8 protein-coding genes are annotated in these 13,657 nt (G+C 24.5%); 4 read left to right on the top strand and 4 right to left on the bottom strand.

Features of this window, described 5'->3' with window-relative positions; all coding sequences use genetic code 4:
- Positions 1–9: 9 nt before the first annotated feature.
- Positions 10–5,412, bottom strand: coding sequence for a PDxFFG protein (locus HTZ87_RS02135; RefSeq protein ID WP_174892923.1), 5,403 nt, complete (start codon positions 5,410–5,412; stop codon positions 10–12).
- A 161-nt stretch (positions 5,413–5,573) separates the two neighbouring features.
- Here HTZ87_RS02135 and HTZ87_RS02130 point away from each other — a divergent pair, with 161 nt between their 5' ends.
- Positions 5,574–5,957 (top strand): RNA-binding protein, encoded by a 384-nt coding sequence (locus tag HTZ87_RS02130; protein ID WP_174892922.1) that lies wholly within the window; start codon positions 5,574–5,576, stop codon positions 5,955–5,957.
- On the top strand, positions 5,944–7,212 hold the full coding sequence (locus HTZ87_RS02125) for a hypothetical protein (RefSeq protein ID WP_254616010.1): 1,269 nt from the start codon (positions 5,944–5,946) through the stop codon (positions 7,210–7,212). The genes HTZ87_RS02130 and HTZ87_RS02125 overlap by 14 nt, the downstream gene beginning before the upstream one ends.
- A gap of 82 nt (positions 7,213–7,294) precedes the next feature.
- Here the strand turns inward: HTZ87_RS02125 and HTZ87_RS02120 are convergent, their stop codons facing one another.
- Genes HTZ87_RS02120 through HTZ87_RS02110 form a run of 3 tightly spaced genes read right to left on the bottom strand, consistent with a single transcriptional unit; the run spans position 7,295 to position 12,165 of the window.
- Entirely contained in the window at positions 7,295–7,663 is a 369-nt protein-coding gene (locus tag HTZ87_RS02120) for a helix-turn-helix transcriptional regulator (protein WP_174892921.1), read from the bottom strand.
- On the bottom strand, positions 7,641–11,810 hold the full coding sequence (locus HTZ87_RS02115; RefSeq protein WP_174892920.1) for an AAA domain-containing protein: 4,170 nt from the start codon (positions 11,808–11,810) through the stop codon (positions 7,641–7,643). The genes HTZ87_RS02120 and HTZ87_RS02115 overlap by 23 nt, the downstream gene beginning before the upstream one ends.
- Complete coding sequence (locus HTZ87_RS02110; protein WP_174892919.1) at positions 11,800–12,165, bottom strand: PTS sugar transporter subunit IIABC; 366 nt, start codon at positions 12,163–12,165, stop codon at positions 11,800–11,802. The genes HTZ87_RS02115 and HTZ87_RS02110 overlap by 11 nt, the downstream gene beginning before the upstream one ends.
- A gap of 164 nt (positions 12,166–12,329) precedes the next feature.
- Here HTZ87_RS02110 and HTZ87_RS02105 point away from each other — a divergent pair, with 164 nt between their 5' ends.
- Both HTZ87_RS02105 and HTZ87_RS02100 read left to right on the top strand, forming a co-directional pair.
- The gene (locus HTZ87_RS02105; RefSeq protein WP_174892918.1) at positions 12,330–13,184 is read left to right on the top strand and encodes a DegV family protein; all 855 of its coding nucleotides are present in this window, start codon (positions 12,330–12,332) and stop codon (positions 13,182–13,184) included.
- 3 nt (positions 13,185–13,187) lie between these two features.
- Positions 13,188–13,382: a hypothetical protein gene (locus HTZ87_RS02100; RefSeq protein WP_174892917.1), complete on the top strand. Its 195-nt coding sequence runs from the start codon at positions 13,188–13,190 to the stop codon at positions 13,380–13,382.
- The last annotated feature ends 275 nt before the right edge of the window (positions 13,383–13,657 follow it).

Below are 13,657 nucleotides of genomic sequence, written 5' to 3'. Positions count from 1 at the left end.
TCTTAGTCATTATCCTGTTATGTTAAATTGATAATCTATTGATATTAAAGTATCGTTTGTTTTTTCATCTTTTACTAACTTAATTGAAGCTTGATCAAATGTTTTACCATTTTCTGCTATGTAATTTAAGTCTCCTAAAGTTAAGTTAGAAACTTTTTTACCTTCTGCATCTATAAAATATGCAAAGTATTGGTGTTTAGGTTTTAATAAAGTATCACGATATTTACCCATAAGTGCATAATCTGATATTCATGTTGAGTAACCTTCATCATTCAATGTATGTTTTGAATTTGCATCACCTTGTTTTGTTAAGTAGAAAATATTGTTTGTATCTTTAATGTTAACTTTTAAGGTTCTAGCTTCACCAGTTTCTTTATCAACAAATTGAATTCTGTCTACTCTAGAAGCTGTCTGATTATCTAGATATCCATATAAAGCTAATGCATCTTTATTTTTATTTCTAAATAGACCGGCTACATTTCTTTTTCCAAGACCATAGTTTAGTAATTGTGAAATAAAGAACGCTCTAGGTCTTGATGTAATTTTTTCGCCTTTAAAATCTTTTAATCTTATTGTGTTATCGATAATTTCATTTCCATTATCGTTATATAATTCCATACCAATTTTTGTTTTTTGTCATCTATCCTTGAAGAAACCATTACTTTTTACAGAGAATTGTCCAAAGTAAGAAGAAAATCTTTCTTCATTATCAGAAGTAATGTTGTTGTTTGCAAAATCACCTAAGGTTTCTTTTTTAACTTTTGAAATTTGGTCATTTAATTCATTTAATATGTCCGCATATTCTTTTCTTAGAACGCTTAATTGAGTTTCGTTTGAACCATTTTGAGCTTCTAATTCTTTTACTTTTTGAACTTGCTCATCAGTTAATGTATCGTTTTTCTTAATTTCAGCGATTTCGTCACTTATTTGGTTTTTGATTTTTTGTATTTCAACTATTTTTAAATGTTTTTCATTTAAATTTGCTTTGTATTTATCATTTATTTGTAAAACTTTTTCTCTAATTAATTTATATTTAATTGATTTAATAGCTTCAATTACACCATCATTAACATTATCTTGTTTATTCTTGTTGTTATTTCAAATTGATAATTCTGTAGAATCTACAATGTAATCTAATCCTGAAGTTGCTTCATTTAAACCTTTTAAGTGTTTTGGTAAATTCTCGAAATCATTGTAATTTGGAACGTATGTTGTTTGAACGTAATCTCTAGTTAAAGTTTCTGATAAGTTATATACATAGTCAGTGAATTTATCACTTAATAAAGCTTCCACTCTTGATAAGTTGTAGTTTATAACATCACTTGTTGGTGATCCGTTTAAGAAATCTGTAAATAGAACTTGGCCTAAAGTATATGCATCGTATGTACCGTTAGCTTCTCAAATAATTAAGTTACCCATAAATTTGTATAAATCTTGTGTATTTATTGAGTTATAAATAGCTTCATCAACTTCATCTGTTTTAAGTATGTTTTGAACATATTTTTTAAGTGATTTTTGAATATCTTCAATGCTAAATTTAGTTTTATCATCAACAAAATGTGAATCTTGTTTATTGAATGTTAAACCATTTCTAAATTTATCATTTGTAATGCTAATTCCGTATTCTTTAGATAAAATAGCTTGATTTTCAACTAATTGAGTTAATGGGTTAAAGTCTTTAACAGCCATAAAGTAGTTAGAATGTCTAAATCTTTCCATAGCTAAATTAGCTAATTGTTGTTCTTCGTATGTTGAAACAACGTCTTTTAAAGGATCGTTTTCAGATGCTAAAATTGCATTTTTTAGGCTTTCTAAATTAAATTTAGTTTTAACATACTCAATATCTCAATTAAATGTTTGTGTTTCTTCTCCGCTTTCACTAATTGTAACTGAATCTAATTTAGCTTTTGAATAATCAATAGAAGTAAAATCTCATAATTTTTCAAAACTATCAAAAGCTATTGAATTTTGATTATTCACTTGAACTTTAGTTAGTCCATCACCGTAAGCTTCATATAATAATTTAGTTGAGTTATTTGGAGTATAGAAATTATTGAAAATAATTTTGCTTGTTAATTGACCAAATTCTGCCATATTATTTTGATTTAAAGCGCTTATTAATTGATCACTAGTTGAAATTTGGTTGTTACTATTTGCAAAATAGATATCAGGTTGTGATTGGTTATTTTGATTTGATAATAAACCTGTACCACTTCTTAAAAGTGTAAATATTGGGTTTGTTTGTATGTATCCAGATATTTGATCAACACCAAATTGAGCTTTGTAATTGTTTAAAGCGTTTATAAATCCAAATTGTTTAGATAAAAAGTTTGAATCGTCAACAACTGGGAATGAGTATGATTTTGTAGTAGAATTATCTTTTACATAAGTTAAAATATTTCCTACTAAACCTTGAGAAACTCTTTTTGCATTTAGTCTTTGTGAAGTAATAATATATTGAATTAGTTCATCATTAATACTTAAACCTTCACTTATAGCGGTATATTCAAATGATTTTCTACCTGAAGCTGGGCTATATCCGTTAGAATTTGCGCTAATTTCAACAGGGTTATTTCTATATTTTAATGAGTTATATAAACCACTTTCTTCTTTAGCACCGAAGAATGTTCTAAAGTATGATTTAACATCATTACCTAAGAATGTTCCTTCGTTGTTTCATCCTGTTTCACTATAATTTGAAACAACTGAGTTTAAAATACTTCTTTCAACAATTCTAGTTTTATCATTAATAAATTTAATGCTTTCTTGATCTAATGGTTTATTTAATTCAACGTTGATTAGTGGTGTACCATCTTCGTTAAATAAGTTTATTTTAGTTGCGACTATTTGACCATTTTGTTGTGTGGTTTCAACTATAGTTAAATTGATCGAACCGTCATTATTAATTGTGATATAGTCAGAATAGTTATTTCCCATTCCGTCTTTAAGACCTTTAATAATTTTAGCTACGTTAGTGTATTCAAATAAAGTATTATTTTGGTTTTCTGCATCAGCTTTGCTTATGAATGCTTTAGCTTTTCCTGTAATAAATGGGTTTAATGTACCTGAATTTTCGTCAAATGAGTTTGCTATGAAAAGATCTCCTAAATCATTTTTTCTTAATTTAGCAGCATTTTGTAATCCTTCAAAGTCTTGTAAAAATCTTCTTTCAGGATTTTCTAATGTTTTATAAATATCTTCGCCGTTTGTTTTGTTTCCTCAAATTTGGTTTTCAGTTTCTTTTTGATCGTAAACATATGTTCCGTCGTCTTGTTTTTTACCAAAAATAAATTTAAAGAATGCTCCATTTTTTGATTCAGTTCCAAGTGCGTTAACTCTTGTGATATCTAGGTGTGTTCTAGCTTCTAAATAGTTTTTTAATGATTCAATTGAGTAATATGAAGACTCATTTAAACCACCTCTAGTAGATAAACCACCAACAATAACTGCGTTACCTTTTTCATTCAATGCTTGTGATTGATCTAAAGTAAAGTGGTGACCATATTCGTGTGTAGCAACATATTTTAAGAAATCAGTTGATATACCTTCGAAATTATTAATTGATGCTCCTAAAACTAATGGAATACCGATTCTATCAGTTTCTGAAAATCCTTGATATTCACCGTCTTCTAATGTGTAAACATAATAACCTTTATCATTAAGTTTTTTAACGATGTGTGGTCCATTTTGTGTTTTTAATAATTGTGGATATTTTTCAACGACTTTATCAATTAAGCCTGAATATACATCATTAAATACTTGGTATCTTCTACTATTTAAACCACCTACTGGTTTACCGTTTTTATCTAATATAGATACATCTTCTGGACCAGCTGTTAAGGCTCTAGGTGTTACTCCACCAGCGTACTTAAGAGCTGATTTAATGTTATTAAATTCATTTTTTGATTTAAAGTATGTATTTTTTTCTTTTTCATAAAATGATTTACTTATTGTTTTGTTTTTATATCTATTATTTAGATCTTTAAGAAAATCATCGCTAATTGATTTTGAGTTAAATTGTACTTCTTCAACATCGTTATTTTCATCTACTAATGAAAATGTGATAATTCCGTTTTTAACATCAATACTTTTAACTGTAAGTTCTTTTAAAGATTTTTTATCGTTTGATTCAACATTATTAAGATCTTTGTTGTTATATGCTTCAATTTTTGATGAAAAATAGGTAACTTTATTGTCTTTTGAATTAGTAAATTTAACTATTTTTTTGTTTTGATACATTTTAACATCATAAAAATCTAAGAAGTGAACTAAAGAATTTGAAATAATATTTTCAAATGTTTGGTATGTGACTTCGAAGTTTTTATTTGTTAGATCTTCAGCTAAACTAATTGTTGTTTCAGTGTTATCTGCAAAACTAAAAGTAACAGTTAAAAATGTTTTATTGTTTTGATTTCTATCTTTTGTTACGTTAATATCTTTTATTGTTGCTTCTCTAAAATTTGAGAAATTTAGTTCGCTATCAAAAGAGTTTGAATTGAATTTCTTGTTGAAAGTTTCTTCGTTATATTTGCTTGATAACACAACGTATTTTGATGAGTTATTTGAATCATCTTCTTCTGGTTTATAAACTAAGAAATTAGTACCTATTAATCTCTTAGGACCTATTAATGATAAGAATGTATCATTTCCAGCTTGCAATTTAGAGTTTTTAATTGCTGATGCTTCAGGTATTGAGTTTAAGTATTCATCAATATTTTGCTTAGTTACTAAGTCTTTAAATAATGAATATGTTAAAGAATCTGATGCATTACCTGCACCTGATTTAATTGAGTATATTGGCATTGATCCAAAGAAAGCATCAGGGAAGAATTTAATTTCACTAACTTCCTTATGAATTGTAGAGTGAGACCCTAATGTTATTGCATTACCGTTTTCTTCAACTCCAGGGACTATTCTAAAACTCTCTAATGTTAATAAGTCCGGACCTCATGAAACATTGTTAATGAATCATTTTGTAAATTCCACGAATCTTTGTGGTGTTACAGCTAAAACGTATTCGTCATAAAAGCTAAATGAACCATATCTGACTTCTAAAATAAATGACTCTTTATATTTTTCAAAATATTCATTGTAAAAGTCACCAAAGTTATATTTGATGTTAGCTTTGTTTGTAAATCAAAATAATGTTTGGTCTTCATTTGTTTTTGCTACAACGTTTTTCTTTAATGGGTCTAAAATAGCAACTTCTGGTTTAAGTTCTTTATTTTCACCATAAATAACAGAATAGTCATTTTTTAACTCTTCTGAACTTATGTGTGAATATGAACCGTTAACTTCATCGGAGTTATTTGCATATGCAAACATAGAAGCGATACTTATTCCTGCACCTGCTGCTATGATTCCTAGTGAAAGTAGTACTTTAGACTTTAAATTTAGTTTTTTTCTTTTCATTTTTACCTCTTAAAATTGGTATTTTTGTATGAAATTTCTTACATACAAATTAATATTAATTAATATTTAATATGTTTTTTATTATATCATTTAATGTAAAAATCATAAAAAAATAGCATATTGTAATTAGATATTTGCATAAAAAGTTTATAATTTAAATTATGGAAAATAAGTGCCCACAAATTAAAATTGGAAAAGTTCAAAAAGTATTCAATGATTATGTAATTATTCAAACTAAAGAAATGGAAAAATTTGTAATTTTCAAAAACGAAATTACTGATTTTAATAGAAATATCAATAGTATTTTAAGACAAAATGATTTAATTAATTTTGTCGTTTTGTCCTTTAATAAAGAGAAAAATGAGGGAAAAGGTAGTTTCAAAAGAAATCATACAAATGAATTAAATAATCGTGTTATATACAAACTAAAAGAGACACCAAGTGGTTTTAAAAACTTATTATCTTACACTTTAGCAAATATTTCAAACAACACAAATAATATAGATAAAAAACACAAAAACGGTATTGAAGATGTCAAAAATTAAAATAGTAACCAATAATAATTTAATTAATAAAAATAAAATAGAAACAGAAGATTATCGTGATTTATTAAATCAAATTAAGTCATTAAATTTTAAAGGTTCCGAAAATTTAGAGTTTGATGATATTGCGATTAATTATTCAATTAATGGTATTGATAAAATAATTGAATATTGTAATTTAATTTATTCTAATAATGTTGAATATTTAATAGTTTGAGCAAGTAAGAATACAGAGTTAGCAATAAAGAGTATTTTAAACTATATTTTTGGCTTATATGACTATAATATAGACAAAAAAGTAAAATTACTATTTTTAAATAGTTCTGATTCTAAAGAGGTTTTTAAAGAGAAAGTTAGCTATTATTTCAATTTTTCAAAAGATAATAATTTAGCAATAATGTTTTTAGATGGTTTTAATTCAAAAGATGAAAAAGAGAATTTATTTTATTCAAATTATCTTTTAGATAAATTTAGTCGTCAAGCTAGTAGTTTTCTAATTAAAAAATTAATTTATTTTGTAGGTAAGAGTACTTGATTACAATATACAGAGAATTTCAATATTCCTAACCAAAATATTTTCATTGTTTCTGAGCAAATTAATAAAACTTACAATATCCTAACAGAAATTTGTTTAATAGTTTTAGCTACTCAAGGTGTTAATATTTCTAAATTAATTAATGGTTATAAACATGCTTCAAAGCATATATTAACTAACAATTTGTACTTTAATAATTCACTAAAGTTAGCTTTATATTTAAATCAATTTAATCAAAGAGATCGTAGAAGAGATTTAAGAAAGAGTAGTTTGAATTTATTTATTGCATATGATGATTTTTTAACAAATTTAATGAATTTATTTTCTACTAATTTTAATCAAAAAACATTAAATAAAAGTATTTTTAATGATTACGCAGAATTCCCTAGAGACATATCAACTTTAGGTCAATCAATACTTTCAAATAACATAAACAAATTAATAATTTACTTTAAAATAAAACAAAAATATTTCGACTTCCAATTATCTTCAAATGCTGATTATAATGATTTATTAACTAATTTTAGTAATTTAACTATGCAACAGTTTAATGAAATTAGTTATAAATCTTTTGATAATTATTTAACTTCGTTTAATGATGATGTTACTTCCTTATGTGTCGAAATAGAGAAAAATGATGAAGAAAGTTTGGGAGAATTAATTTCTTTACTTTATTGAAGTAAAATATTTTATTGTGTATTAAATGATATAAATCCATTTTAAACCTAAATACATTGTTTAGGTTTTTTAATTTTAAATAAAAATAGAACTAAAATCATTTTTAGTTCTATTAATTATTTTTTAATTAATTATGTTTTAATATTTCATTAGCTTCTTGGTGACCATCATATATACATTCACATTCAAGATCTTGTGAATCATCCATTTTATACATCATTTGTAAGAATTCAGAATATTTGTCTTTAAAATGAGGTACTAATTGGTAGTATAAATTATGACCTTCTTTTTTAGCATACACTATGTCCATATTTCTTAAATTCATTAAGTGCTTAGAAATATTAGCTTGTTTTGAATCAAATTTATTTGCAAGTGTTAGAACATCACATTCATTTTCATGACATGAATATAAGTGTAAAATTATTTTTCTTTTGATATCTTTAGAAAATAATCCAAGAAGTAGTGATAAATCATTAGTTTCTGTTTTCGTTTTCATGATCTCCTAACTGTATTTTTAGATTTTTGGTAATATTATTTACTTCATCTTTAAATTCATCATCATTTTCTGTGATATCTTCATCTTCTTCTAAACCGGGAATTCCATCAACATTAATTCATTCATCATCTTTACTTATGTTTTCTACAATTTCATCAATATGATTGAAATTATTATTTTCATCTTTATTGTTTTCTATAAATGAAAGTGCAAAGTTCATTTTATTTTCAAGATCATCTTCTTTTTTACTTATTTCTTCATTTTTTTTATCGAAATAATAGTCATTATTTATATTTAAATTAGAATCATTTTCAATTTCTTTTGTTTCATTAAATTCATCATCAGAATCTCATTCATCTTCAGGTATTTGATATAAATTTGTGTATCCAAGTTTATTTGTAATTTCGTTTGTTTCTTGTGCTAATTCATCATCCTCAATTTTATTTTCAAATTCTTCATCATTTTCAAATTTTATTTCAGGAGTTGAGTTATTTAAGTTTATTTCTCTAGTTTTTTGATTAATAAAATCATTATAGTTATTTTCAAATATCTCTTGTGTATACTCTTCTTTTGGCTCAACTTTATTGTCGTAGTTTGTTTCGGTTGTTAAATTTTCAAAATCTTCAACGTCATTTTCTTGAGTTACTAAATCGTTATAGTTATTTTCGAATATGTCTTGTGTATTTTCTTTTGAAGATTCATCTTTTGTGTTGAATAGTGAATCTTTAGTAATACTATTTGTATTTTGTTCAACAAAGTTTATAACTTGAGTTTGAGATGTTATATTTTGTAACTTTGATTTTGAATCGTTATTTTCAAATTGAGTGTTTATATCATTTATTTCGTTAGTTGTTTTTTCTTGTTCTAGATCTATGTTATTTTCGTTAAAATCAATTTCTTCTTCTTGATCTAATGTTTCATTTTGTTTGTTTAGCTGATTTTCATTTTCAATAATAGCTAAATCAATGTTTTTGTTTAACATGTATGAATTTGTTAGCACATGTGTTTGTTGTTGTGTGATATTTTCATCTTTTTCAAATCAAATATTTATTAATTTTTGCTGTTCAATTCAACTGATAGGACTAATGATATTTACATCATATTTTTTACTTTGCAAGAATCATAATTTATCTCTTTTTAATGCATATTTTTTAATGTTTTTGTCATAATTGAATGCATCAAAAATAAACGCTTTATAGACTCTTTTGTTTTTGAGAACTACAAAATCAAATGTTACAGAACCAACTGAATAATTTTGAATTATTTCAAAACTTTCATCATTTTTAATAACTTGTTCAAAATGATTTATTACATATTTTTTAAATCATATTTCAAAGTCGTTATTGTTATTTGTACTTTCTTCAGCATAATTATTAATACCTTTTAAGAAATTACGTCTTCCTTCTGGTCCTGATTCTAAGAAGTCTAATCAATTTTTAAATAACATCAGGTCAGAAGTTGAATTTTGTGTTATTTGAATATCTTTAGATTTAATTGTTTTAACAACAATCATTTTACTTTTTGCCCTTGAAACAGCAACGTTTAAAGCATTTTTACCATTTTCACGACAAATATAGGTAGAACTTAATTTTGTGTTTTGGTCATAGGCAACAGTGGCTATGATTAAATCGGCTTCATCACCTTGTATGTTTTCAACATTTCTTATTAAAAGTTCTCTATTATTAAGTTTATCTCCGAATAATTCGTAATTATTTTTATCTTCAAAAATTAAACTTGTTATATAGTCACTTTGTTTAGCGTTGAATCCTAGTATTATTATTTTTTTGTAATCGTTAATATTTTCTTTTAACAATTCAAATACTTTATTTGCTTCAGCTATATTTTTATTATCTGATCAAACACCATCAACTTCGTATAATTCGATTGGTTCTTCAATGTTTTCAATGTTTGAGTCAACAACATCAAGATTTGACTCGTAAAAGTATTTAGATGAAAAGGCCATTAATGACGCATAATTAGATCTATAGTTTTTATTTAAAATTGTTTGATATACACCAAGAGAAATAACATAATCTAATAGAGATTCTACTTTTCCAAAAATAGTGTCATCAGTATTTCTTGAACCGAATCAATTGCTTGGTCTCATTTGTTTAATATCACCAGCTAGAATTTTTACTTTTGATAAATAAAGAATTGGTAAACCATTTTCAATGAACATTTGACTTGATTCGTCTAAAATTGAGTAGTCAAATTCTTCTTTTGATCAACCAGATAAATCTGTATCTGGTGTAGCAACAATTATTGGGAATAAATCTTTTATTATATCGATATATTCTTTAACAAATTTGTATGGTTGATAATTTTCAACTTTAACAGATTGAGCAAACTCTTTATAACGCTTCATTTGTTTATCGTTAAATTTGTTCACTTTATTAAAAATAACTCCGGCAACATATTCTTTTATTTGATTTCTACTATAAGTTGTTTGTTCTCTTCTTAAGTTTTTACTTAGTAAAATTAAGTTATTTAATTGTTTAAAAGGACTATTGTTATTAAAAATTAAACCGTCATAATTAATCGCGTTAAAGAATTTTGTTAGATCTTGTAAATTACCATTAAAATCAGGTAATTTAATATTGATATCTTTGGCTAAATTAGCAACATTTCAATATTTTTTTAAGAAAAACATGTATTTTAATTTATTTTCTGAAATTAATTTTTTAACATTATTTTCAGTGTTGAATTCGTCCGATGGATAGAATATATCTTTAGGTAAATTCATTATGTATTCGATATCAGTGTTTAGATTTACTTTTTCTTTTTTTCTATATAAGTAGTAGTAAGCTTTTAAAATTAAACTCATTTTTGGGTTTTTAAATAATTCAGAAGCTTGTAGAATAAATTGTTTTTCACCTTCTGTAAAGTTTGATTTATCCTTTAAAGTAGGGTTTAAATTGTAATTTTCTAAATAATCTATATATTCTCTAATTGGTTTGTAAAATTCTTCTTTTCTAAGTATTTTTGAGTCGCTTAAAAATAAACAAAAACTACTTAATGTACCTAGTCTTTCTTTAATAACGTCTAATGCCGCTTTTTTTTGTGAAGCGATAACTGCGGTAGATCCATTAACTAATATATTAGAAATTAAGTTAATTATAGTTTCAGATTTTCCGGTTCCTGGTGGACCTCAAATAACTGTATTTTGTAATAAGGCTGAAAAGATTGCAGTATCTTGAGAATTATTTGTTTTAGTAATATTTCATAGTGAAAATTTATCAGTATAAAAATGATTATTAACTGTATTTTTATATTTATTTTTATTGAAATCAACATTTATAATAGAATCAATTTCGTTGTTTTCAATAATTTCTTTCATTCTATTTCTTGAGTAGCCACCTGAAGGCATGAAGATACCTAAAACAGTACCTGAATAGAAAACAATATTTTCGTTAATAATAGTATCAGGATTAACGTTTAAGAATTTATCAAAATCATGAATTGGTAATTGGTATAAATCATGTCAATCATTTTTAATTTTGTTTCTTAAGTCGAAAATTGTGTAATCTTCAAAATTTTCGTCTAATTTAATTTGAAAACCTTGAGCGTTGAGTCAAAAAATTAATTTTTCATTAATTTTTATTCCGCCCTTGCTTCTTAAGTAAGGTTTATTATTTCTATTGACGATTTCAACTTCTTTAAGGAATAAAGGAGCATAAACTGCTTTTTCATCTTTCTTTAAACGAACAAATAAGAATCCAATGTGCAATGATCAAACATTACTTTCATCAAGTATTTCGTTAACTTTTAATTTTAATTCGTTTCATCCTCTTAATGATTTTTGATATCTTTTACTTAATTCGTTATTTATTTTTTGTTTTGCAACATTTAAATCAACATCATCTCCAATTTGGTTAAAAGCAAAATTTGTTTTATTTTGGTTAACTAATATATCGTTAACTTCATCAATACTATTCGCATTAGAAATTTTTGTTATTAAATTATTAATTTTGTCATTAATTAAACTTATTTCAAATTCTTTATTTCTAACTAACTTGTTAAAGTCATCATTTTTTAAAATTTTGAATATATCAAAATATTTTTTATTGTCAACATTTGTAAAAATTGATGCATCATTTTGTAATACATCTAACATATTGTCTAAAATTACTTGGTATTTATTTTGCATTGTTTACCTCTTTTTTAATAGTTTCATAGAAAGTTTTTGAAAACTCTCCCAGTATTAATGAAACTGAATTACTTTTTAAGAAAATACCACTTATCCCTTTGGTATTTTTCAATTCATTTGCTTTAACAATTTTTGAATCTTTGATTGATAAGTTTACTCTTGAAGGTTTTAAGTCTAAGTCTATAATGTTTTTAATACCACCTAAGTTATCAATAACATCATTTAACTTAAATGGTAAATAATCTAATTGAAAGAAAGTATTAGCAGGTTTTTTTGCTTGTTTTTTTCATTTAATTCAAATTAAACCGAATGTTATTACGGTATAAAAAACTAGTTTTAATTTATTTTTAATCATACTTGTAATTATACTTTAATATATAGAATATATTAATATAAATTAATATTAGTGCTATTTTTGTTTATTTTTATTACTTTTTGACTAAATTTGACTAAAAAGTTAAATATACATTTTTATTATTAATTAATATTAATTTTTTTATTATTTGCTATACTTATCATATGAAAAAATTAGGAATTATTTTAGATTCATTTTCTTGTATGTCAATTACAGAAGCAAATGAAAAAGGGTTTGGTTTCTTACCTTTAGAAATTCAATTTAATAATAAAATATATCATGATAACGGAGAAGATAATCAAACATTATTGAAAGAATACGACAACAAAGATCTTGTAATTAAAACTTCATCTCCTAATTTAGGATTTATGACTGAAGTTTTTGAAAAATATTCAAAAGAATTTGACGAAGTCGTTTATTTAGGTATTTCATCACATATGTCAAGTACCATTCAACACGCTAGAAATATTGCGCAAAATTTAAAAAATGTTTTTGTTATGGAAACTCATTTATTCAATACTCAATTAGTTCGTGTTGCTGAATACATTAAAAATCTTTATGAACAAAAAGGTTTTAAAATTGATGATTTATTTGAAAAAGTTAATGAAATTAACGAAACCACAAAAACATTCTTTGTGCCTAAAGCGTTAGAAAATCTTATAAAAAGTGGAAGACTTGGTTCTATAAAAAAATTCATTTTAAGTAAAATTAAAATCTTCCCTATTTTTGAATATAAAGAAGACGGAACTATTAGTCCTCATTCAGTTAAATTGACTTTTAAAAATGCACTTAGCAAAGCTTATGGTTTAACAAATAATTTCATTGATAAAATGAGAGAATTAGATTCTGACATAAAATTTTATTTAGATATTGTTCATGGTTTAGATAAAGAAGCTAATGATTTTGTAGATTCTCATGAACAATTACAACCATCCACAAAAAAATATTTACCATTAAGTATTGCTGCACACACAGGTAATGAGGCAATTGGTATTTCGATTATGCCGGAATTAAAATAATTTATGAAAAAAAATAAAATAGATAAACATTTTACAAAAGTTATTGAAGAAGTAATTACTGAAAACCATTTACCCGTTGAAGAAATTAAAAAATATAACAAAAATAAAATAACTTATATAATAGCGTTAATCTCTTTTATTGCAGTTTTAGCTTTAATTGGGGTTATTATATATTTAATATTTTTAACAGCAAAATAAAAGATTAGATAATTATATTCTAATCTTTTATTTTTTTATTTTTAACCCTATATATAATATTTTTTATTCCATTTTTTTAAATTAAGTATTAAATAATTTTTTTGGGACTAATGATATTGGTCTTGACTATTGTATTTATTAATTTCTATTAGTTTATCTAATTACTTATAAAATACATTACTGCAAAAACTTTTAGAGGTGTTGCTAATTCTTTGAGCTTATTACTATTATTTAGATAAAAGATAAATCATTGGAATAAGTCATTTTTGGTATCT

This window comes from Mycoplasma sp. OR1901, from assembly GCF_013348745.1.
Classification (GTDB): Bacteria; Bacillota_I; Bacilli_A; order Mycoplasmatales; family Metamycoplasmataceae; genus Mycoplasmopsis.
This window is presented reverse-complemented; position numbering and strand designations above follow the sequence as displayed.